We start from the raw sequence: 21,980 nt of genomic DNA, 5'->3' as shown, positions 1-21,980 counted from the left end.
TCGACTGAATGTCTTACGCTGGAAAAACCCCAGTCGAAAGATAGCGATCACCACGGTCGCAGACGATAAATACAATCGTTGCATTCTCTACCTGGCGAGCGATTCGTAAAGCAACAACTAAAGCACCCCCAGCTGAAATCCCACAGAAAATACCCTCTTCAGCAGCAAGGCGACGAGCCATCTCTTCAGCGTCTGCTTGGCTCACATACTCAATGCGATCAACCTTATCACCTTGATAAATCTTCGGCAGGTACTCTGGAGCCCATTTACGGATACCCGGAATTTGCGACCCTTCCTCCGGTTGAGCACCAATAATTTGGATATTGGGATTCATGGACTTCAGATAAGTAGAAACTCCAGTGATTGTTCCGGTGGTTCCCATCGCTGAAATGAAATGGGTAACTTGGCCATCCGTATCACGCCAGATTTCTGGACCAGTAGTTTCGATATGAGCACGTGGGTTATCCGGATTCGCAAATTGATCCAGTAATCTACCGCGGCCCTCTTTCTGTAATTGCAGCGCATAGTCACGGGCAAATTCCATACCACCAGAGGCTGCCGTCAAAATTAACTCAGCACCATAAGCAGCCATACTTTGTCGACGCTCAATACTCTGGTTCTCAGGCATCACCAAAACCATCTTGTAACCCAACATCGCAGCAGTCATCGCCAAAGCAATGCCAGTATTGCCGCTGGTGGCTTCAATGAGAGTGTCACCAGGTTTAATTTCGCCACGCTCTTGGGCGCGCAGGATCATCGACAGCGCAGGCCGGTCTTTCACCGACCCCGCTGGATTATTACCCTCCAACTTTCCTAAGATCAGATTATTTTTGGAATCATTTTCTGCGCCAGGAATGCGTTGCAAACGAACCAAGGGTGTATTACCCACGGTCTGTGAAATAGTTAAGTAAGAAGGTGTGCTCATGAAACCATTTTAGCCATAAGCCAGGCTAGACGGTAAAGGGTTTAATTTCGGCGACTTGGTTCCGCACGATCCGAAGGATGGCGCGAACCGCTTTGACCGCGTGAGCCACGTCTGCTAGCCTTGGAGCCCTCTTTATCAGTCCTGCCGTGCGGCTCACGAAAAGAACTCGGGGCCTCAATGGTTAAACCGTTATCCACCATCTTTTCTACAGATTTCATGCCAATGCCGCGCACCCGTTTTTGTAGATCATTGGCATCCTGAAAATGTCCACCATCTAAACGTTCAGCAATAATTGTTTTTGCTTTTGATGGTCCGATTCCCTTAATGCTCTCTAACTCAGACTGAGTAGCAGTATTGACATTGACTGGTGAAGCAGCAGCCAATCCTGAGACAGCTACCAATACTGAAAATACCAAAGACTTTAATAATTGATTCATTTAATCTCCATCGGTTAATAAAAAATCCACTTACACGAAGTGCAAGTGGATCAGTTACAACGAATGAAGATTCAGTCGGTTGACTGTTTTTAACTACCTACAGTGGGCTTGCCAAGAAATCTGCATTAGCCGATAGCCAGGCAATATAACGACTGACGCCCTGCTCCACATTCAGGAAGGGTTCTGAGTATCCAGCCACGCGTAGCTTGGTTAAATCCGCTTGTGTAAAGCACTGGTACTTGCCTTTGAGTGCATCTGGAAATGGAATGTACTCAATTGCTTTTTCTTTGACCAACTCTTCTAAGCTAGCGGGATTGGCATTATCGATTTTGCGCATGGCATTGGCCACTGCATGAGCAACGTCATTGAATGGTTGCGCACGGCCACTACCCAAATTAAAGATGCCGCTGATTTCTGGATGATCCAAGAAATACAAATTCACTTTTACTACGTCCTCTACCGAGACAAAGTCACGACTTTGCTCGCCAGCACCATAACCACCATATTCGCCAAAGAGCTTAACTTTGCCATTGGCCTTGTACTGGTGGTATTGATGAAAGGCTACAGAGGCCATGCGACCCTTGTGGGATTCACGTGGGCCGTAGACATTGAAGTACCTAAATCCAACTACTTGAGCAGCATTCGATTTTTCAGCAAAGCGCTTGCGCATCACTTGATCAAATAAGAACTTAGAGTAACCATAAATATTTAATGGCTTCTCATGCTCGCGACTCTCTACAAATACATCAGAACCACCATAGGTAGCAGCTGAAGAGGCGTAGAGTAATTGCACTTTTTGTTCAGTACAGATATCGAGCAAGTTCATGGTGTAACGGAAATTATTCGCCATCATAAAGATGCCGTCAGTTTCCATCGTATCGGAGCAAGCCCCTTCATGAAACACTGCCCTCACCTTGCCAAAGCGACCACTTCTAAATGCTTCCAGAAATTCGTCTTTATCAAGATAGTCAATGATGTCTAAGTCCGCAAGATTGCGATACTTATCAGCGGGACGTAAATCATCGACCGCAATAATATTTTTCTCGCCACGCACATTGAGCGCTTGAACAATATTGGCGCCAATAAACCCAGCAGCGCCAGTTACGATAATTGTCATTGCAATTCCTCAGAAGTAACGGTGGCTGTACCTAACTTGCCTACCACTATGCCACCAGCTCGGTTTGCCAAAGCCATCGCTCTTTCAAGTGGCCAGCCAGCTGCTAAGGCCACTGCGAGCGTGCCAATAACCGTATCACCCGCACCAGAAACATCAAACACTTCACGTGCCTGCGCCTTAACGTGACTCACTCCAGCATCGGTAAATAAACTCATACCCTCTTCAGAGCGGGTAAGCAGAAGTGCCTCAAGATCTAAAGATTTTCTGAGATCCTGCACCCTCTTTGTGAGATCTTCTTCGCTAGTCCACTGACCAACTACTTGACGTAATTCACTGCGGTTAGGTGTGAGCACGGTAGCACCACGATATTTAGCGTAATCATCACCCTTAGGATCGACTAGGATCATTTTCTTTTGAGCGCGTGCTTGCTCAATCATCAGGGCAACTTGGCCTAATGCGCCTTTGCCGTAATCAGACAAAATCACCACATCAGCATCGCCCACAAGCTTCTCATAGCGCTCTAGCTTATGTGCCAAAGCAGCCTCACTAGGAGCCTCTTCAAAATCCAAACGAATCAATTGCTGTTGTCTTGCAATCACACGCAACTTCACTGTAGTCGGAACTTTGCTATCGATTTCAAGCTGGCTGTCAACGCCACTTGACTTCAACAATTCATTAACGCGATTACCCGGCTCATCATCACCAATCACACCCAAGATCGTTGTCTTCGCACCGAGGGCAGCAACGTTGCGAGCCACGTTGGCAGCGCCACCTAAACGTTCATCAATCTTACCCACCTGAACAACGGGTACTGGCGCCTCAGGAGAGATCCGATTCGTATCGCCAAACCAATAGCGATCAAGCATGACATCACCCACCACTAATAAGCGGGCTTTAGAAAATTGTTCTCGGTTAGCTTTTTCCACGATATAACTAATCTCTCTAATGGATACTTTTTTACTTGTAATTAATTATGACGGCCAATACCTTGGTACTCAATGCCTAATTCTTGCATAGCTTGTGGCTCATACAGATTGCGGCCATCGAAGATAATGGGGTTCTTGAGTTTGGCTTTGAGAAGGTCAAAATCCGGACTGCGGAATGCTTTCCACTCGGTAACAATCACTAATGCATCCGCATCTTGGGTGGCTGCCATAGGATCATCTACCAAAGTCACTTGTTTAAGGCCTTCTGGATTGCCTTTAAAGTCCGTCTCGAGGCAGTGTTTGGTTTCTGGCATGGCTACTGGATCGTGAGCCACAATCTGGGCTCCGCGCTTGACTAGCTCTTGAATAATCACACGGCTAGGTGCTTCGCGCATGTCGTCGGTATTGGGTTTGAAGGCTAGACCCCAGAGAGCAAACTTCTTACCTTTAAGGTCGGCGCCAAAGCGCTTTTCAATCTTTTCTACCAAGATGTATTTCTGGGCTTCATTGACCGCTTCTACGGCATCGAGGATCTTCAGATCTCTGCCATGCTCAATAGCCGTTTTGGATAAAGCGGAAACATCCTTCGGAAAGCAAGAACCGCCATAGCCAGTACCGGAGTACAAGAAGCCATAGCCAATACGAGAATCCGAACCAATACCCTGGCGTACAGCTTCAATATCAGCGCCAACCAAGTCGGCCAAATTGGCTAACTCGTTCATAAAGGAAATGCGGGTAGCTAACATGGCATTAGCGGCGTATTTAGTGAGCTCAGCGCTCTTCACATCCATGTAATAGGTACGCTCATGATGGCGATTAAAAGGTGCGTAGAGTTTACGCATCTGCTCTTTAGCTCTCAGACCTGCTGGCGTATTTTGCGTGCCGATCACAATCCGGTCTGGGCGCATAAAGTCTTCTACTGCCGCGCCCTCTTTAAGGAATTCAGGGTTGGAGACTACAGAACATAATTCTGGTGAGAGGCCTCTCTTTTGGAGCTCTTCAGTAATAGCAGCGCCAACCTTATCAGCAGTGCCTACGGGTACAGTCGACTTATCTACGATCACCTTAGGGGTGGTCATATGACGACCAATATTGCGAGCCGCTGCGACAACGTACTGAAGATCGGCCGAACCATCCTCATCAGGAGGGGTGCCAACAGCGATAAATTGAATGTCGCCATGCGCAACAGAAGCGGCAATATCAGTAGAGAACTGCAAACGTCCAGCAGCGCGATTACGCTCAATCATCTCTTTGAGGCCCGGCTCGTAAATCGGTACACCACCTGAATTGAGAATCTCGATCTTCTTAGGATCTACGTCAACGCAAAAGACGTTGTTACCCTGCTCCGCTAAACAAGCGCCGGTAACAAGACCAACGTAACCGCTACCGATGATGGTGACTTTCAAGATATCTCCAAGTAATTTAGATTACATTGAAGGGCCGCTAGGAACGGCTCCCTCACTACGTCTTGGGGAGTACGCCTCCCAATGATTGCAACCTGGGCACTGCCAGTAAAAACGTCTTGCACGGAAACCACAATTGCCACAGGTATACCGAGCCAAACTGGTTGTGCGCTGCTTTAATAAACTGAGTGTTGCCTGTAAATCCGATACTCGCTCTGGCGTACCGTTGCTTTCTGCTAAAGCCAAACGGGTCTCGGCCAACTTAGAAAGTGCACTCAAGCTTGGTGAATGCTGCATCACTTCAACCAGCATTACTTCAGCAGCTTGAGCACCACGAATTTGAGTCATGTGCTTTTGAACAATATCGAGCAACTCACCAGAAGCCTGGGTTTTTAATAGTTCACAGAGCACACTTAAACCTTCATCCGCTTTATTCAGAGCGGTGTGCGCCGCCATCCAACGATCTGCGAGTAGGTGCATATAAGCAGGATGTGTTTTAGCAATCACAGCCCATACCTCAATAGCTTGCGCTGGACGATCCATTGCAATCAGATAATCCCCTTGCAAAATCAGCGCACGCGCATGATGCGGCACGGCTTGTAAGGCCAATTGAACGGATTGCTCTACCTCTGGTAAATCCTTGCGACGCAAGGCCTCCTGACCCAACTCACAATGAAACTGGGCGATCTCGGTATGATGTGATTTGCCCTGTAAGCCCTCAAGCTCACTAGCAGCAATGATGGCTTTCTTCCAGTCTCGCTCGATCTGATACATCTCGAGCAAGCTCTCTTTTGCAGGAGCAGCGAACTTACCTTCACCAACACGATTTAATGATGCTTCGGCGCGATCTAATAAGCCAGCGCGCAGAAAATCACGGCCCAACTCATAAGCAGCATGATCGCGATCACGCGGCTTTAAGTCATCACGATTAGCCAGGTGCTGGTGAACTCGAATTGCACGCTCGGTCTCACCACGGCGACGGAATAAACTCCCTAAAGCAAAATGAAGTTCGATTGTTTCAGGATCGAGCTGAGCGATCTTGACCAAGGTCTCAATCGCTTGATCTGGCTGCTCATTTAATAAGAGACTTAAACCTTTAAAAGTTGAACGCTGCTGACGCATGCGCTCACGCTCATCCATGCGATTCTCAAGACGCAAATCCCAGCGCGAAGCCAACCAACCAATACCAAATATGACTGGTAATAACAGTAGCCAGGAGGTTGCGATCTGAATCATGCTGTGCAGAACTTAAATAAAAAAATGGTCCGAATGGACCACTGGATATGCGCTATGTGACTAGGCACCAGAACCCTCTTTAGGGCTCACTTGCTTCAGAGGCTTGTAATCCACGCGCTCACGTAATTCTTTTCCAGGCTTGAAATGGGGCACCCGTTTTTCTGGGATCAATACTTTCTCACCAGATTTTGGGTTGCGGCCAGTACGCGCAGGACGGTGATGCAAAACAAAGCTACCAACACCGCGCAACTCAATCCGCTTGCCTTCGGCTAAAGCGTGAGTCATGGTGTCTAGCAATGTTTTTACTGCCAACTCCACATCTCTAGGTAGTAGCTGGGGAAACTGTTCCGCCAAGCTCTCCACGAGTTCGGAGCGAGTAATTGCTTGTTGCTCTTGATCTGACATGATCTATCAATAAAAAACCGCCGCTCTCCTAGTGGAAAGCGGCGATATTGATTTAGCCTTGATTGTCCAACTTCGCTTTTAACAAAGCACCCAAGTTGGTTGTGCCGGACTGCGCATCACCTTGGAGTTTGCTCATAGCGTCTTGTTGGTCAGAGCTATCTTTAGCTTTGATTGAAAGATTGATTACACGTGACTTACGATCAATGTTGATGATCATTGCAGTTACGCTATCGCCTTCTTTCAATACATTGCGTGCATCTTCAACGCGATCTGTTGAGATCTCAGAAGCACGTAAGTAAGCTTCAACTTCATCAGCCAAGTGAATAGTTGCACCCTTAGCATCAACAGCCTTCACAGTACCAGTTACAAGGCTACCCTTGTCGCTTACGGATGTGTAGTTATTGAATGGATCACCAGACAATTGCTTGATACCGAGAGAGATACGCTCTTTCTCAACATCAATGGCCAATACAGTAGCTTCAACTTCGTCGCCTTTTTTGTATTTCTTAACAGCTTCTTCTCCTGGCTCATTCCATGAGAGGTCTGAGAGGTGAACTAAACCGTCGATACCGCCAGGCAAACCAATGAACACACCAAAGTCAGTAATAGACTTGATTGCGCCAGTCAGCTTGTCGCCTTTTTGTTGGCCACGTGAGAACTCTTCCCATGGATTAGCTTTGCACTGCTTGATGCCCAAGCTGATACGACGCTTGTCTTCATCAATATCCAGAACCATTACTTCAACTTCGGTTCCTAATGCAGTAGCTTTGCTTGGAGCAACGTTCTTGTTAGTCCAGTCCATTTCAGAAACGTGTACCAAACCTTCGATACCAGATTCGATTTCTACGAATGCGCCGTAGTCAGTCAGGTTAGTAACCTTACCGAATAAACGGGTGTTTGGTGGGTAACGACGAGCGATACCAACCCATGGATCATCACCAAGTTGTTTCACGCCGAGTGAAACACGGTTCTTCTCTTGATCGAACTTCAAAATCTTAGCTGTAACTTCTTGACCAACAGTCAACATCTCGCTTGGGTGACGCACACGACGCCATGCCAAATCGGTAATGTGCAAGAGGCCATCGATACCACCGAGGTCCACGAATGCGCCGTAGTCAGTGATGTTCTTAACGATACCTTGAACAACGCTACCTTCTTTGAGGTTAGACATCAACTTCGCGCGCTCTTCACCCTGGCTAGCTTCAACAACTGCACGACGTGACAACACTACGTTGTTACGCTTACGGTCAAGCTTGATAACCTTGAACTCCATCGTCTTACCTTCGTAAGGGCTGGTGTCTTTGATTGGGCGTGTATCAACGAGTGATCCAGGCAAGAATGCGCGGATACCGTTAACCATGACTGTCAAGCCGCCTTTAACCTTACCAGTAACAGTACCGGTAACAATCTCAGCTTGCTCGAGAGCTTTTTCCAAGTTCATCCATGATGCCAAGCGCTTAGCTTTGTCACGGGAAAGGATTGTGTCGCCATAGCCGTTCTCAAGAGCGTCAATAGCAACAGAAACGAAATCGCCAGGAGCTACTTCAATCTCACCAGCGTCGTTATGGAATTCTTCAACAGGAATAAACGCTTCGGATTTCAATCCAGCGTTAACAACGACGAAGTTATGGTCGATGCGAAGTACTTCAGCCGAAATAACTTGGCCGGTCTTCATATTCGATCGGGTTAATGATTCTTCAAATAGTTCTGCAAATGATTCAGACATTTATATATTCACTTTGTGCCGCCAGAAGGCCTGACGGGTTAGGTTAAAAAAGCCCCAAGAAACACGCTAAATTAGAAAATCGCGTTGTAGAGTTTCTTAAGACGCCAAAACAACTTCTACTGCCCACCAAAAAATTAAGCTATTTTTGATTGATACCAATCTAAAACCGTCTTAACTGCTTGATCTATCGTTAATTCTGATGTTTCAAGCACTTTGGCGCCGTCTGCAACCAACAAAGGTGCGGTACCTCGACTACTGTCTCTGGCATCGCGCTCTTGTAAATCCTGCAGCAAGTCGTCTAGTTTAGCAGAAATTCCCTTAGCTATCAATTGCTTATACCGACGTTCGGCTCTAGCTTCAGCTGTTGCAGTGAGAAAAACCTTCAATACCGCATCGGGAAATATGACGCTTGCCATATCGCGCCCATCAGCAACCAAGCCTGGAACAACCCTAAAACCATGCTGAACACCCACTAAAGCCTGTCTAACCTCTGGATGCACTGCGATTGCCGAAGCACGCAAACCGATACTTTCAGTGCGAATGGCTTCAGTCACATCTTCAGAATTGAGCAAAATTTGGCCATTTTTGAAGGAAATCACCAGTTTTTTGGCCAAAATACCCAGTTCTGGGCCATTTTGGGGGTCAATGGATGCTTTTTGACTACCTAAGGCAACCAACCGATACAAGGCTCCACTATCCAGGTAATGAAAACCCAGCTTTTCAGCTACCAAGGAGGCAACCGTCCCCTTGCCCGAGGCGGTAGGTCCATCAATGGCGATGACTGGAGGCAAACTCATGAAAAGAAATTTCTAGAAGACGATCTTTGCAAACTCTGCAAAGTAAGTTGGGAAGGTTTTTGCAACGCAGTTGGGATCATTGATCTGTAGCGCATTAGGACCAAAAGCGGCTAATGAGAAGCACATTGCCATACGGTGGTCATCGTATGTATCAATACCTTCAGCAGGAGACCTCCAATCGGCCAGTGATTGAGGGGCTTGCACCACGATGTAATCCGCACCCTCCTCAACGATAGCGCCAACTTTTTTCAATTCTTTTGCCATCGCTGCAATACGATCAGTTTCTTTTACGCGCCAGCTGGCAATATTGTTTAAGCGGGTCGGACCCTCAGCAAACAATGCAGCAACAGCGAGCGTCATCGCGGCATCCGGAATTTCTGTGCAATCAATCGTGATACCCGTGAGCTTGCCATTCGCATTATTGACGCCAGCAACTTCAATCCAATCTTCACCAGAAGAAATCTTTGCGCCCATTAATGCGAGTGCGTCAGCAAAAGCAACGTCACCCTGAATACTCTCGCTACCCACACCCAAGACGCGCACCGGTCCACTACCAATCGCACCAAGCGCTAAGAAGTAAGAAGCCGAGGATGCATCGCCCTCAACCGATAAGACACCAGGGCTTTGATATACCGAGTGAGAAGTCTTGGCGGGAATGACAAACGACTGCGCATCAGGGCAAGCCACTTTGACGCCAAAGCGCGCCATGAGCTTGAGCGTGATATCGATATAAGGACGAGAAATCAATTCACCAATCACCTCGATCCTGACAGGCTCTATTGCTACCAAAGGCAAAGCCATCAATAAGGCAGTTAAGAACTGACTAGAAACATCTCCACGCACCTTCACAACATCTTTAATTTCAATATCAGCAGCAAGAATCTTGATAGGCGGATAGCCTTCTTGCAATTCGTAATCAATCTTTGCGCCGACTTGTCGTAATCCGTCTACTAGATCCCGAATAGGACGCTCATGCATGCGGGGCACACCAGATAAACGGTAATTGCCACCCTGCATCGCCAAAGCCGCCGTTAAGGGACGAATCGCTGTACCTGCATTACCCATAAAGAGGTCTACATTCTGAATCGGGAACTTACCACCACAACCTTCAACTATGCAGACTTTGTCTGCTTGATCAGTTACCGACAAACCCAATTGACGAAGCGCATTACGCATCACCTGAGTATCGTCAGCATCTAGTAGATTTTTAAGAGTTGTCGTGCCTGAAGACAAAGCTGCCAACAATAAGGCGCGATTGGAAATACTTTTTGATCCAGGCAAAATAATCGAGCCTTGTGCTCGATTGAATGGTCCAATGTTGATATCAGGCAAGCCACTCATCAAAGCACATCCAAATCTTGACGTGCTTTACTGGCTTTATTAAATAATTTCTCTAAGCCTGCGCCATCATTATCAGCAATCAATTTACGCATGTGATTGACGATGAGTAGATATTGATCAAGCTCTTTCAGAACTGCTGTGCGATTACCCAAACAAATATCGCGCCACATCTCTGGACTCGAGGCAGCGATGCGCGTGAAATCCTTAAAGCCAGCGCCAACATGACTCAGTTTTTGATCGGCATCTTCAGAATTCACTACGCTCGCCATCAAAGCGTAAGACAGAATATGTGGCAAATGAGAAACAGCTGCGTAGATCGCATCATGCTGCACACAAGAAATCTTTTTCACGATAGATCCAACGGACTGCCAAAAGCCTTCGATCAAATCGGTATCCTGCGGAGAGTTTTCTTGTAGCGGACAAAGAATGGTTTGCTTACCCTCAAAGAGATCTGCTTTTGCAGCACTCGCACCATGTTGCGCGCCACCTGCAATCGGATGGGCTGGCACAAACTGACAAGCTTTTTTACCCAGGACTTCCTTAGCAGCCAAAATCACATCACCCTTAGTGCTGCCAGCATCTGTCAGCATGGTCCGAGACTCTAAGTGCGGCTCAATTACTTCAAAAGCGGCGCGCATCTGCGCCACTGGCACACACAACACAATCACATCAGATTGTTTTGCTGCTTCAACTAAATCGACTACTGCATCAATAGCACCCATCTTGAGCGCTTGATCTAAATTTGCAGCGCTACGACCAACGCCCAAGACCTTATTGACCACACCTACTTTTTTAAGAGCCAAACCCAAAGAGGCACCGATCAAGCCAACACCAACAATGGTGACGGTACCGTAATTACTAGATGGATTAATGATGGCCATTGCTTGATGAAGGTTGTCTATTTACGATTGAATTACTGCTTTGCCAAAACATCTTTAAGCGCAGCAATAAAAGCTGCATTTTCTTCGGGCAAGCCAATTGAAATACGCAACCATTGTGGCAGGCCGTAATTTCCAACTGGGCGAACAATGATGCCGCGCTTGAGGAGCTCTAAATTAATGCGAGCGCCAGCGCCATCATCTTCACCCACCTTCACCAGCACAAAGTTTCCAGCCGACGGGAGATAAGTCAGGCCGAGTGCATCAAAGGCTTGAGTTAATTGGGCAAAGCCAGCACGATTAAGTTCAAAGCCTTGTTGCAAGAATGCAGAATCCTGAAATGCTGCAATCGCCGCAGCTTGTGCAAGGCTATTCACATTAAATGGCTGACGGATGCGATTCAGCAAATCGGTCAAAGCAGGTTGCGCCACTCCGTAGCCAATACGTAAGCCCGCTAAACCATATGCCTTAGAAAAGCTGCGCGACAAAATCATATTTGGGAAACGCCTCACCCAAGCAATCGCATCATAGCGTTGATCAGCAGCGAGATATTCGTTATAAGCTTCATCTAAGACCACCACCACATGAGCTGGAACCGCAATAAGAAAATCTTCGATCTCTTTTGCAGTTAAGTAGCTACCAGTAGGATTATTTGGGTTAGCCACAAATACCAACTTGGCTTTATCACCAGCAGCTTTTACCGCCTGAAGCATCGCAGGCAGGTCATGGCCATACATTTCAGTTGCAGCTACTTCAACCGCTTTAGCGCCAACAGCTTGAGTGGCTAGTGGATAAACAGCAAATGCATGTTTAGAAAAAATCACCTCATCACCAGCTTGAGCAACTGCGCGTGCAGCCAACTCTAAGATATCGTTGCTACCATTGCCCAAGGTAATCCAATCAGTTGGAACACCTAAGCGCGCTGACAATACATTCTTTAATTCAAAGCCATTGGAGTCTGGGTAACGACCCAAGTCTGCCGCCGCCTTAAGCATGGCGTCTTGCGCTGACTTTGGCATACCCAATGGATTCTCATTGGAGGCCAACTTCACAATCTTGTTTTCATCAAGGCCGTATTCGCGCGCAACCTCACTAATAGGTCGCCCGCCGATATAGGGTGCTATCGCATGAATATGCTTTAAACCAATATTGGACTTAGAGCTCATGCTGAGTGGGGATAAGAGCCGAGGTTTTTATAAAAAGCGGCTGTTGTTTTTAATTCATCTAATGCTTTGGCTACTTTTGCATCTTCAGCGTGACCAGCAACATCGATATAGAAGTGATACTCCCAAGTTCCCTTGCGAGCTGGACGAGACTCAAAACGATTCATGGAAACACCATGCTTAGCCAAGGGCTCTAACAAGCGGTGTACTGCACCCGGCTGGTTATCTACCGACAACACCAAAGAAGTTTGATCTTTGCCGGTTGGCTGACATTCATAGGTGCCAACCACGACAAAACGAGTGCGATTATGCGGATCATCCTGAATCTGTGCGGCTACTGCCTGTAATCCATAGGCCTCTTGCGCAGGATCACCAGCAATTGCTGCAAGCGTTGGATCGATCGAGGCCATGCGCGCTGCCTCAGCATTGCTACTGACAGCCTGACGCTTTAATTGAGGGGCATGCAAACTCAACCATTGTTGACATTGCGCTAAAGCCTGGGCATGCGCACAAACGGTTGTAACTCCATCCAAATTTCCACTCTTAGTTAAGAGGTGATGACGAATAGGCAGCACCACTTCGCCACTAATACGCATTGGAGAATCTAGAAGTAAATCTAAAGTTCGGGAGATAGCACCCTCGCTAGAGTTCTCAACCGGCACTACTCCGAATTGAGCTGCGCCCTTCTCTACCGCTTTGAATACTTCATCGAGACTATTGCAAGGCAAACCAGCAATCGAGTGACCAAAATAGGTTTGCGCCGCTTGCTCAGAAAATGTTCCTACCGGCCCAAGATAGGCAATTGTCTGACGAGCCTCTAAGGCGCGACAGGCAGACATGACTTCACGCCAGATTGCTGCGATGCCATCTGCTAGTAGCGGGCCCTTGCTGAGTTCTTGCAAGCGCGCGACAACTTGACGCTCACGCTCTGGCCTAAATACCGGCGATGAAAAACCACCCTTGATATGACCAACCTCTTGAGCGGCTTTTGCACGCTGGGATAACAAATCCAAAATCTGCGCATCGAGCGCATCGATCTTGTCGCGGATTGGCGCAAGGCGCTGTTCTTCGGTACTCTGATCTTTAGAGCTCATTAGGCACGCCTTTCAAAGTCACGCATAAATTCCACTAAGGCCTTAACGCCTTCAATCGGCATTGCGTTATAAATACTGGCGCGCATACCACCAGCCGCCTTATGCCCACGCAAGGCAACCAAGCCTGCTGCATTAGATTGCTCTAAAAACTGAGCATTCAAATTCTCATCCTTCAGGAAGAAGGTGACATTCATGCGGGAGCGATATTCTTTTGCAACGCGATTTTCATACAAGCTACTTTGATCCAAGAAGTTGTAGAGCAAGTCCGCTTTTTCTTGATTACGCTTTTCGATTGCTTTAACGCCACCCTGCTTTAACAGCCATTTGAAGCCTAGACCAGCCATATAGATTGCAAAGGTCGGGGGTGTGTTGAGCATGGATTGATTAGCAGCCTGCTTTGACCAATCCCAAATCGATGGGGTGATCTTCATACTGTGGCCCATCAGATCTTTACGAACAATCACAATTGTTACGCCAGACGGGCCAATATTTTTCTGAGCTCCACCAAACCAGACGCCGCACTTGCTGACATCCATCTCTTTAGAAAGAATATTGCTAGAGATATCCGCAACTAAAGTTTTGCCATTCACATCAGGCACATCTGGAAACTCTACACCGCCAATGGTTTCATTGGCACAGTAATGAACATAGGCAGCATCATCTGAGAGCTGCCAAGTAGAACGTGCCGGGATCGTATTGAATTTTTCTGCAGCAGAAGATGCTACTAAATTCGCAACACCATATTTATCAGCTTCTTTAAAAGACTTTTCTGACCAAATACCAGTTACTAAGAAGTCAGCTTCAGGGCCATTCTTAGCTAGACCCATGAGATTCATTGGGATCGCCGCATTTTGACCAAGGCCACCGCCTTGTAGCAACAAGATTTCGTAAGTGTCGGGAATATTCATTAAGGTGCGCAAATCGTGCAACACCTCTTCGTAAACTGCCATGAACTCTTTACTGCGGTGACTAATTTCCATCACACTAGTGCCAAGCCCCTGCCAATTCAACATCTCTGCAGCAGCCTGCTTTAATACCTCTTCAGGTACGGTAGCAGGCCCCGCAGCGAAATTGAAAATGCGGCGGTCAAACGTCATGATGAATTAATTAACCTTGTATGAATGCCAATTAGGCATCACCAGCTTCATCAGAATTGGAGTCAACTGCTGGATCAGCGGAAACATCTCCACCTTCTCCGTCTTCACCATCATCCAAATCATTCTCATCATCAGAATCACTTTCAGCAATACGCTGCAAGCCAGACAAACGTGTGCCTTCATCGACGTTGATCAATGTGACGCCCTGAGTAGCGCGACCCATTTCACGAATCTCTGAAACACGTGTGCGAACCAAGATACCGCCCGTAGTGATCAACATAATTTGATCCTCAGGAGATACCAAAGCAGCGGCTACCACTTTACCGTTACGCTCAGTTGTCTGAATTGCAATCATGCCTTTGGTGCCGCGACCATGACGGGTGTATTCACCAATCGGAGTGCGTTTACCAAAACCATTTTCTGTTGCAGTCAATACGCTGCTTGGAATAGCAAGACCATTCGCATCAACGACAACTGCTTCGGCACCTTCAGCAGCTTCAGCCGGGGCAACTAACATGGCAATCACTTGATGACCTTCACCCAAGTTCATACCGCGCACACCGCGTGCTGTACGGCCCATTGGACGAACATCATTCTCATCAAAGCGAACCGCTTTACCTGCGTCTGAGAACAACATCACATCATGCTGACCATCAGTAATGGCTGCACCAACCAAGAAGTCGTTTTCATTTAAATCAACAGCAATAATTCCGGCCTTACGTGGATTAGAGAAGTCGGACAAACGTGTCTTCTTCACTGTACCCAGGCTCGTTGCCATAAAGACGTAATGATCATCTTGATACCCCTTGATTGGGAGAATCACAGTAATCTTTTCGCCTTCAATCAATGGGAACATGTTGACGATCGGCTTACCACGTGAATTGCGGCTACCTTGTGGAACCTCCCACACTTTGAGCCAATACATGCGTCCACGATCTGAGAAGCACAAAATGATGTCATGCGTATTCGCAACGAAGAGTGTTTCAATCCAATCTTCATTCTTCGTAGCGGCAGCTTGCTTGCCACGACCACCACGTTTTTGCGCACGGTATTCACTCAGAGGCTGACTCTTCATGTAACCAGTATTAGAAAGTGTGACCACCATATCTTGTGGAGTGATCAAATCTTCTGTGAACAACTCAGTTGCATTCATCTCAATGAATGAACGACGACCGGAGTCACCACCTGCAATACCAAACTCAGCTTGCACTTCTTTCAATTCAGACTCAATGACTTGAGTGACGCGCTCTGGCTTAGCAAGTAAGTCGAGCAAGTCAGAAATCTCTGCCATCACATCTTTATACTCATTAACGATCTTGTCTTGCTCAAGGCCAGTCAAACGTTGCAAACGCATCTGCAAAATTTCTTGCGCTTGGCTATCAGACAAACGATAGAGACCAGTAGATTGCATGCCGTACTCAGGCAATAAACCTTCAGGACGATAGGCATTGCGACCGCCCGGAGTATCCGCCTCAGCACGCGCCAACATCTCGCGCACCATGGAAGAATCCCATGCCTTGCTCATCAATTCTGATTTAGCAATCACTGGGTTTGCAGCAGCTTTAATGATGGCAATAAATTCATCAATGTTTGCTAATGCAACAGCTAAGCCTTCCAAGACATGACCACGTTCACGCGCTTTGCGTAATTCAAAAATCGTACGACGTGTAACTACTTCACGACGATGCTGCAAGAAGTACTCAAGCATTTGCTTCAAGTTCAATAGGCGCGGTTGGTTATCAACCAATGCCACCATATTCATACCGAAGTTATCTTGTAGCTGAGTGCTCTTGTACAAATTATTAAGAACGACTTCAGGCACTTCACCACGCTTGAGTTCAATCACTACGCGCATACCTGACTTATCAGATTCATCGCGCAGATCAGAAATGCCTTCTACTTTTTTCTCATTCACCAACTCAGCAATACGCTCGAGCAAGTTCTTTTTATTTACCTGGTATGGCAACTCGTCAACGATGATCGCTTGACGAGCACCCTTATCAAGGTCTTCAAAGTGCGTCTTAGCGCGCATCACAACACGGCCACGGCCAGTGCGATAGCCTTCGCGAACCCCTTGAACCCCATAAATGATGCCGGCGGTCGGGAAATCTGGGGCTGGAATGATCTCAATCAGCTCATCAATAGTGCAATCTGGGTTGTGAAGGACGTGTAAACAGGCTGTAACCACCTCATCCAGGTTGTGTGGGGGGATATTGGTCGCCATACCCACAGCAATGCCTGAGCTGCCGTTAATCAGCAAATTAGGCACTTTTGCAGGAAGAATCAGGGGTTCTTTCTCACTACCGTCGTAATTTGGCCCAAAATCCACGGTTTCTTTGTCCAAATCGGCCAATAACTCATGGGCGATCTTACGAAGGCGGATCTCGGTATACCGCATTGCAGCAGCGTTATCACCGTCTACGGAGCCAAAGTTACCCTGTCCGTCAACCAGCATATAGCGCAGGGAGAAGTCCTGGGCCATGCGAACAATGGTGTCATACACCGCAGAATCGCCATGTGGATGGTATTTACCGATCACATCGCCAACTATACGGGCAGATTTTTTGTAAGCACGGTTCCAATCGTTGTTTAATTCATACATCGCGAATAAGACCCGGCGATGAACCGGTTTGAGGCCGTCACGTACGTCTGGCAGGGCTCTGCCGACAATGACGCTCATTGCGTAGTCCAAATAGGACCGCCGCATTTCGTCTTCTAGGGATATTGGTAGTGTTTCTTTAGCGGCTTGTTCCATTTAGAAATAATATCATTTTGATGACTGATAGCCCCTATGCTAATATTCTGTCAGTTTGTACGAAATTGAGATGTGTCGCTTTGCGGTTTTTTGCTTCAAAGTAGGGCGAATTACATTTAAGTTTGACTTTAATTAAAAAAGAGATTTTTGAGGACTAAAAATGAACAAAACCCTAAAAGTGTTGCTAGCTTCTGTTATCACTGTTTCTGCTTCTGCAGCGATGGCTTCTGATAACTGGGAAAACAGCTCTGGCTTGAATTGGAAAAACGGCGACGGCACATTGTGCTGGCGTGATAACAACTGGACACCTGCAACTGCTGCTAAGGGTTGTGATGGCTGGTTAGCTCCTAAAGCTGCTCCTGGCATTAGCCAAAGCAAGATCACTTTGCAAGCTGACACACTCTATGACTTCGACAAAGCTACATTGAAGCCAGAAGGTAAAGCTACATTGGACAAGATCGCTGCTGACTTGAACAAGATCAAATTAGAAGTAATTATTGCTGTTGGTAACACTGATAGCGTTGGTACTGATGCTTACAACATGGCTCTCGGCCAACGTCGTGCTCAGTCCGTTAAAGCTTACTTGGTAAGCAAAGGTGTTGACGGTAGCCGTATTTACACAGAATCAAAAGGCAAGAGCAATCCAGTTGCATCAAATGCAACTGCTGAAGGCCGCGCTAAGAACCGCCGCACCGACATCGAAGTTGTTGGTACAGCTGCAGTTAAGTAATTCTTTTTACTTGTAAAAAAGCCCGGTTCTGCCGGGCTTTTTTATTTCCGCTATATTCGTAATTCATTTATCCCAGTAGGCCTCTCGCGCCTTTATCCTTATGAACGTCGATCAATCCGAAATTGCTAAATTTAGTGCCCTAGCCCATCGCTGGTGGGATCCCCATAGCGAATTCAAGCCTTTGCATGCAATCAACCCGTTGCGCCTTAATTGGATTAAATCCTTTGTTGATCTAGAAGGCAGGAAAGTGCTGGATGTCGGTTGTGGCGGCGGAATTCTAGCGGAATCTATTGCGCAATCTGGAGCTGATACCTGCGGCATTGATTTATCTGAAAAGGCCCTCAAGGTTGCTGAATTACACGCCCTTGAAGTAGGCGCTACCCTCAAATACCGCTCAATATCAGCGGAGGCGCTAGCTGAAGAAGAGCCAGAGCAGTATGACGTAGTTACTTGCATGGAGATGCTAGAGCATGTTCCAGACCCCGCCTCAGTAGTTCGGGCTTGCGCAAAGCTCTGCAAACCGGGAGGCACCCTCTTTTTTAGCACCCTCAATCGCAGTCCTAAGTCCTACTTATTTGCCATTATTGGCGCGGAATACATCCTGCGCCTACTCCCTAAAGGTACTCACGAATACGCCAAATTCATCAAACCTTCAGAGCTGGTCGCATTTACTCGCCAAGCAGGCTTGGAAATGATTGGCATGAAGGGAATGAGCTACAACCCCATTACCCAGGTCTACAGCCTCGGTGATGATGTCGATGTGAACTACATGATTGCTGTATGCAAATGAGCGGCGCCTTTGCAAGTCCGTTCAAGGGAGTCTTTTTTGACCTAGATGGCACCCTTGCCGATACTGCCCCAGACCTTGTGGCAGCTGCAAATCAGCTCCTCATTGCCAGAAATCTCGCCCCTAAACAATATGAGGTCTTGCGCCCCTGCGCATCTGCTGGGGCTCGCGGACTAATCGGCGGTGCTTTTGGAATTGACCCCGACCACCCCGACTTCATTCCCTTGCGGGATGAGTTTTTTGCGAACTATGAGAAGGCTTTACTAGTCAACAGTGTTCTTTTTGAGGGCGTAGATCACTTACTGGATCAACTGGATGGCGCTAAGCTTCCTTGGGGCATTGTGACCAATAAGAGCGAGCGCTTTACCAACCCCCTTACTGACTTAATGGGTCTGCGCCAAAGAGCAGCATCGACAGTCTCTGGTGATACCACCCCTTATTCAAAACCACATCCTGAGCCCATACTGCATGCCGCCAGAATCGCCAATATTGACCCAAGTAACTCGGTATACGTTGGTGATGACATTAGAGACATCGTGGCGGGCAAAGCGGCAGGCATGAAGACGATTGCAGCTGCCTACGGCTATTGCGGCTGTGAAGAGCCGCCAGAAGCCTGGGGCGCTGACTATCTAGTGCGCCACCCAAAAGAATTACTCCAAATCATCTTCCCGCAGTAGGGCTTAATTAGGAATCTGCAAGATATCCAACAATTTAAGGCTAAGAGCCTTAAAATAGAGCTTCCAATGCATGAACTCCGGGGTCGACATGGTTTCGACGTGGATTACAAAGCATCAAGGGCATACCGAGGACCCGTTATCTCGTAAATCAATGGGAATGTAATAACTGCAAACGACGAACGTTTCGCACTAGCCGCTTAATTGCGGTTGCCCCTGAACTGATTCTCTCTTGGGTCAGCTAGCGCAAGCTAGATCAGGGTCATTTACAAGAGATAAGATCATTTCATGTCACGGGGAATGGTTCGAAAACTTAGTGAATCGCCAGCGTGGAACATGTCAGTCTGTGACTAGCTAGCTAAATTAAATGATATGACTAAGTATGTAGAACTTGTTGTAGAGGATTTGCGGACGCGGGTTCGATTCCCGCCGACTCCACCATTTTGTCAAGTAGATTAAGGGCCTTCGGGCCCTTTTCTACTTTTTCCCCACAAGTTTCCCCACAAGCACTACTCCTCAAAACGCTCTCTGGTTAATGGGGGATCTAAATTTTGAGGGGCTACACGAGAAATGGCTCTGCGTTGCCGCCGCTCCTCTTGAGCTGCCTCTTCAAATTCCTTAATGCGTTGCAGCTCGTTAGCCTTGACTTCGGCCAGCTTCGACGCTGGCATAACCTTCCCTTCCTTTATTAATCGTTCCAACTGGAACTCCTCGAAGGTTTTGATTTTTACCTTACTAGAATAGTGGGTGCCGCTATTGTCTGAGCTATCAAAGTCCATGAGATTACTCTATCAAATTTTCTAAGGGGTACCCCATACGAATTTCTTGAAAACTGACCCCCACCCACCCGGCACCCCCCATTTTTGAAAAGGGTCCCATACAGATAACCCTTGCACATTAATCTGCTCAAACGATTAGTCATTTTTTCAACTAATGTCCATTTATAGATATATTCCAGTCATTCAACAACAGGTATTTTTAAGGAGTATGACAGTCTCAGTTCGGCCAATAGCAGCCGCTAGAGCAGAGGATTGAAAATCCTTGTGTCGGTGGTTCGATTCCGCCCCGGGCCACCAAGAATCTCAATAGCCTACTTGTTGGGCTATTTTCTTTTAAGGCTTGGCATGGTTAGCCACCATTACTTTCGGATACCCTGATTAAGAAGCGTCCTTTAAAAGGACAAATCAGTTAGACATCCCTGCGTCAGTCGATGTCGTTTTAAACGACAAATTAGACGCTGAAATCAAAAACGCTTAACGAGGTTTAGAGCGACTGCGGGAGCAGTTCTGTAATTGGTGCTAAGGGCAGTATTGCCGTTGGTGTTAATGGCAGTCACACTTCCTCCCATATTGGCAAGGGCGTAAAGATCTAGGGCTGTGGTTCTATCAATCGCATAGGAAAACTTGGCAAATACGGGAATGAACTTGTTTTGACCAACGCCACCAGCGTAAGGGCCTGAATCATTTAGGCGAAAGCGATAGCTATTATAGGCTGCACCGCCCGACACTTTAAAGTCACTAGTAACCTTATAGGTTAGCTCCAGACCTGCGCCACCCGCTGGACCACCTGGGAATGGATTATTTAGATTCCAGCGATCAGAGATCTTCCAATCAATCACAATAAATGGAAATACTCGGTTCGTATCAATCTGGCGAAAGACGCCAGTACCCAGGCCTAGATTTAAGGTGGGCGAGAGTTGTTTTGAGCCATTAAAAATAGCGCCATAAGTAAGGGAGTTATTTAGATTGGCGCCAGTCTCTGCAGAAGACTCTATTGTGGGAATAAAGTTGAGCCTCCAATCAGAGTCGAGTTTGTGAGAATAGCTGAGGCCCAGTGCCGGAGTGCTAATCGTCGTCCATGGACTCTTCCCACCATAGCCGTAGCTATTCATATTGCTCCAGTTCCAAAACTGGCTGCCATAGCGAACAGAGACGCCAATTGAAGTTGCCGCTGAAATGGGTTTCAGCAAATTGAGCGTGGCGCCAGCACTAGACCACCCAAAATTCCCACCCGTATTTAGGCTGGTATTAAATTGGTTTATTCCCGTAACACTAACCGTAGCCTTAATAGCATCATTTTGTGCGACTCCATCAGGTTGGGCATGGCCTACCATAGGAATTCCAAACCAGATCAGGGATATGCTTAAGGTGGACAAATATTTTTTCATGGTCTTAGGATAATCGTTTTCTAGAATCCAAGGCTGTATAAAAAGCAATAATAAGCCTCTAATATTAAAAATATCTATTTAAACGACAGTTATTATGTCTAGATATCCTCTGCCCTGGTTCGATTCCGCCCCGGGCCACCAAGAAACACTAAAACCACCTTCGGGTGGTTTTTTATTTGGATGTCTGCTTTGGGTCTTGGATTCAACCGGTCAACGCAACAGATTGAGCAAAACGTTCTGCCGGTGTTTGATAGTTTAGTGTTTTTCTAGGGCGTTCATTTAGTTTCCTTGCCACTGCATTGAGCTTGGCTTGGGAGTAGTT

At 47.1% G+C, this 21,980-nt stretch carries 19 protein-coding genes, 1 other RNA gene and 2 pseudogenes; 4 read left to right on the top strand and 18 right to left on the bottom strand.

Going from position 1 to position 21,980, the window contains the following annotated elements:
• Window positions 1-13: 13 nt before the first annotated feature.
• From cysM to gyrA, 15 genes and pseudogenes are all read right to left on the bottom strand, one after another.
• On the bottom strand, window positions 14-925 hold the full coding sequence (cysM, locus tag ICN30_RS03695) for a cysteine synthase CysM (RefSeq protein WP_215333666.1): 912 nt from the start codon (window positions 923-925) through the stop codon (window positions 14-16).
• 41 nt (window positions 926-966) lie between these two features.
• Window positions 967-1,362 (bottom strand): helix-hairpin-helix domain-containing protein, encoded by a 396-nt coding sequence (locus tag ICN30_RS03690; protein WP_216273282.1) that lies wholly within the window; start codon window positions 1,360-1,362, stop codon window positions 967-969.
• Window positions 1,363-1,459: 97 nt separating this feature from the next.
• Window positions 1,460-2,479 (bottom strand): ADP-glyceromanno-heptose 6-epimerase, encoded by a 1,020-nt coding sequence (gene rfaD / locus ICN30_RS03685; RefSeq protein ID WP_216273281.1) that lies wholly within the window; start codon window positions 2,477-2,479, stop codon window positions 1,460-1,462.
• The gene (gene rfaE1, locus ICN30_RS03680) at window positions 2,476-3,405 is read right to left on the bottom strand and encodes a D-glycero-beta-D-manno-heptose-7-phosphate kinase (protein WP_216273280.1); all 930 of its coding nucleotides are present in this window, start codon (window positions 3,403-3,405) and stop codon (window positions 2,476-2,478) included. The genes rfaD and rfaE1 overlap by 4 nt, the downstream gene beginning before the upstream one ends.
• Window positions 3,406-3,446: 41 nt before the next feature.
• On the bottom strand, window positions 3,447-4,811 hold the full coding sequence (locus tag ICN30_RS03675; protein WP_216273279.1) for a UDP-glucose/GDP-mannose dehydrogenase family protein: 1,365 nt from the start codon (window positions 4,809-4,811) through the stop codon (window positions 3,447-3,449).
• A gap of 21 nt (window positions 4,812-4,832) precedes the next feature.
• Window positions 4,833-6,044, bottom strand: a complete 1,212-nt coding sequence (gene lapB, locus ICN30_RS03670) for a lipopolysaccharide assembly protein LapB (RefSeq protein WP_216273278.1) — start codon at window positions 6,042-6,044, stop codon at window positions 4,833-4,835.
• A 108-nt stretch (window positions 6,045-6,152) separates the two neighbouring features.
• Window positions 6,153-6,449 (bottom strand): annotated as a pseudogene (locus ICN30_RS03665) (integration host factor subunit beta); the annotation flags it as partial.
• A 52-nt stretch (window positions 6,450-6,501) separates the two neighbouring features.
• Window positions 6,502-8,175 (bottom strand): 30S ribosomal protein S1, encoded by a 1,674-nt coding sequence (rpsA, locus tag ICN30_RS03660; protein ID WP_015421646.1) that lies wholly within the window; start codon window positions 8,173-8,175, stop codon window positions 6,502-6,504.
• A gap of 134 nt (window positions 8,176-8,309) precedes the next feature.
• Complete coding sequence (gene cmk, locus ICN30_RS03655) at window positions 8,310-8,972, bottom strand: (d)CMP kinase (protein WP_216273277.1); 663 nt, start codon at window positions 8,970-8,972, stop codon at window positions 8,310-8,312.
• Window positions 8,973-8,984: 12 nt separating this feature from the next.
• Window positions 8,985-10,313: a 3-phosphoshikimate 1-carboxyvinyltransferase gene (gene aroA / locus ICN30_RS03650; protein WP_370626585.1), complete on the bottom strand. Its 1,329-nt coding sequence runs from the start codon at window positions 10,311-10,313 to the stop codon at window positions 8,985-8,987.
• Window positions 10,313-11,194: a prephenate dehydrogenase/arogenate dehydrogenase family protein gene (locus ICN30_RS03645; RefSeq protein ID WP_216273275.1), complete on the bottom strand. Its 882-nt coding sequence runs from the start codon at window positions 11,192-11,194 to the stop codon at window positions 10,313-10,315. Before ICN30_RS03645 ends, aroA begins: the two co-directional genes overlap by 1 nt.
• Before the next feature lie 32 nt (window positions 11,195-11,226).
• Window positions 11,227-12,357 (bottom strand): histidinol-phosphate transaminase, encoded by a 1,131-nt coding sequence (gene hisC, locus ICN30_RS03640; protein WP_216273273.1) that lies wholly within the window; start codon window positions 12,355-12,357, stop codon window positions 11,227-11,229.
• Window positions 12,354-13,448 (bottom strand): prephenate dehydratase, encoded by a 1,095-nt coding sequence (gene pheA / locus ICN30_RS03635; protein ID WP_216273271.1) that lies wholly within the window; start codon window positions 13,446-13,448, stop codon window positions 12,354-12,356. The genes hisC and pheA overlap by 4 nt, the downstream gene beginning before the upstream one ends.
• Window positions 13,448-14,545, bottom strand: a complete 1,098-nt coding sequence (serC, locus tag ICN30_RS03630) for a 3-phosphoserine/phosphohydroxythreonine transaminase (protein WP_216273269.1) — start codon at window positions 14,543-14,545, stop codon at window positions 13,448-13,450. Before serC ends, pheA begins: the two co-directional genes overlap by 1 nt.
• A 31-nt stretch (window positions 14,546-14,576) precedes the next feature.
• On the bottom strand, window positions 14,577-17,300 hold the full coding sequence (gene gyrA / locus ICN30_RS03625; RefSeq protein ID WP_216273267.1) for a DNA gyrase subunit A: 2,724 nt from the start codon (window positions 17,298-17,300) through the stop codon (window positions 14,577-14,579).
• A 160-nt stretch (window positions 17,301-17,460) separates the two neighbouring features.
• Between gyrA and ompA the strand changes: the two genes are divergently transcribed.
• The 4 genes from ompA (at window position 17,461) to ssrA (ending at window position 19,932) form a co-directional block, all read left to right on the top strand.
• Window positions 17,461-18,030, top strand: coding sequence for an outer membrane protein OmpA (ompA, locus tag ICN30_RS03620; RefSeq protein ID WP_216273265.1), 570 nt, complete (start codon window positions 17,461-17,463; stop codon window positions 18,028-18,030).
• 100 nt (window positions 18,031-18,130) lie between these two features.
• Window positions 18,131-18,820, top strand: a complete 690-nt coding sequence (gene ubiG / locus ICN30_RS03615; RefSeq protein ID WP_216273263.1) for a bifunctional 2-polyprenyl-6-hydroxyphenol methylase/3-demethylubiquinol 3-O-methyltransferase UbiG — start codon at window positions 18,131-18,133, stop codon at window positions 18,818-18,820.
• Window positions 18,817-19,494 (top strand): HAD family hydrolase, encoded by a 678-nt coding sequence (locus ICN30_RS03610; protein WP_216273262.1) that lies wholly within the window; start codon window positions 18,817-18,819, stop codon window positions 19,492-19,494. Before ubiG ends, ICN30_RS03610 begins: the two co-directional genes overlap by 4 nt.
• A gap of 79 nt (window positions 19,495-19,573) precedes the next feature.
• Window positions 19,574-19,932, top strand: a transfer-messenger RNA (tmRNA) gene (gene ssrA / locus ICN30_RS03605).
• 68 nt (window positions 19,933-20,000) lie between these two features.
• Here the strand turns inward: ssrA and ICN30_RS03600 are convergent.
• The 3 genes and pseudogenes from ICN30_RS03600 to ICN30_RS03590 form a co-directional block, all read right to left on the bottom strand.
• On the bottom strand, window positions 20,001-20,270 hold the full coding sequence (locus ICN30_RS03600) for a hypothetical protein (protein WP_216273260.1): 270 nt from the start codon (window positions 20,268-20,270) through the stop codon (window positions 20,001-20,003).
• A gap of 464 nt (window positions 20,271-20,734) precedes the next feature.
• Window positions 20,735-21,658: a DUF6268 family outer membrane beta-barrel protein gene (locus ICN30_RS03595; protein ID WP_215347901.1), complete on the bottom strand. Its 924-nt coding sequence runs from the start codon at window positions 21,656-21,658 to the stop codon at window positions 20,735-20,737.
• 202 nt (window positions 21,659-21,860) lie between these two features.
• Window positions 21,861-21,980: pseudogene (locus ICN30_RS03590) on the bottom strand (IS30 family transposase); the annotation flags it as partial.

The organism is Polynucleobacter sp. 31A-FELB (assembly GCF_018882405.1).
Taxonomy (GTDB): domain Bacteria; phylum Pseudomonadota; class Gammaproteobacteria; order Burkholderiales; family Burkholderiaceae; genus Polynucleobacter.
This window is presented reverse-complemented; position numbering and strand designations above follow the sequence as displayed.

Excerpts from the sequence above, each read along its gene's own strand:
- ICN30_RS03610 (WP_216273262.1), top strand. The coding sequence starts at position 18,817 with ATGAGCGGCGCCTTTGCAAGTCCGTTCAAGGGAGTCTTTTTTGACCTA.
- rpsA (WP_015421646.1), bottom strand. The coding sequence starts at position 8,175 with ATGTCTGAATCATTTGCAGAACTATTTGAAGAATCATTAACCCGATCG.
- ICN30_RS03600 (WP_216273260.1), bottom strand. The coding sequence starts at position 20,270 with ATGGACTTTGATAGCTCAGACAATAGCGGCACCCACTATTCTAGTAAG.
- ompA (WP_216273265.1), top strand. The coding sequence starts at position 17,461 with ATGAACAAAACCCTAAAAGTGTTGCTAGCTTCTGTTATCACTGTTTCT.
- ICN30_RS03690 (WP_216273282.1), bottom strand. The coding sequence starts at position 1,362 with ATGAATCAATTATTAAAGTCTTTGGTATTTTCAGTATTGGTAGCTGTC.
- gyrA (WP_216273267.1), bottom strand. The coding sequence starts at position 17,300 with ATGGAACAAGCCGCTAAAGAAACACTACCAATATCCCTAGAAGACGAA.
- ubiG (WP_216273263.1), top strand. The coding sequence starts at position 18,131 with ATGAACGTCGATCAATCCGAAATTGCTAAATTTAGTGCCCTAGCCCAT.
- ICN30_RS03595 (WP_215347901.1), bottom strand. The coding sequence starts at position 21,658 with ATGAAAAAATATTTGTCCACCTTAAGCATATCCCTGATCTGGTTTGGA.
- ICN30_RS03645 (WP_216273275.1), bottom strand. The coding sequence starts at position 11,194 with ATGGCCATCATTAATCCATCTAGTAATTACGGTACCGTCACCATTGTT.
- serC (WP_216273269.1), bottom strand. The coding sequence starts at position 14,545 with ATGACGTTTGACCGCCGCATTTTCAATTTCGCTGCGGGGCCTGCTACC.
- aroA (WP_370626585.1), bottom strand. The coding sequence starts at position 10,313 with ATGAGTGGCTTGCCTGATATCAACATTGGACCATTCAATCGAGCACAA.
- cmk (WP_216273277.1), bottom strand. The coding sequence starts at position 8,972 with ATGAGTTTGCCTCCAGTCATCGCCATTGATGGACCTACCGCCTCGGGC.
- lapB (WP_216273278.1), bottom strand. The coding sequence starts at position 6,044 with ATGATTCAGATCGCAACCTCCTGGCTACTGTTATTACCAGTCATATTT.
- pheA (WP_216273271.1), bottom strand. The coding sequence starts at position 13,448 with ATGAGCTCTAAAGATCAGAGTACCGAAGAACAGCGCCTTGCGCCAATC.
- hisC (WP_216273273.1), bottom strand. The coding sequence starts at position 12,357 with ATGAGCTCTAAGTCCAATATTGGTTTAAAGCATATTCATGCGATAGCA.
- cysM (WP_215333666.1), bottom strand. The coding sequence starts at position 925 with ATGAGCACACCTTCTTACTTAACTATTTCACAGACCGTGGGTAATACA.
- rfaD (WP_216273281.1), bottom strand. The coding sequence starts at position 2,479 with ATGACAATTATCGTAACTGGCGCTGCTGGGTTTATTGGCGCCAATATT.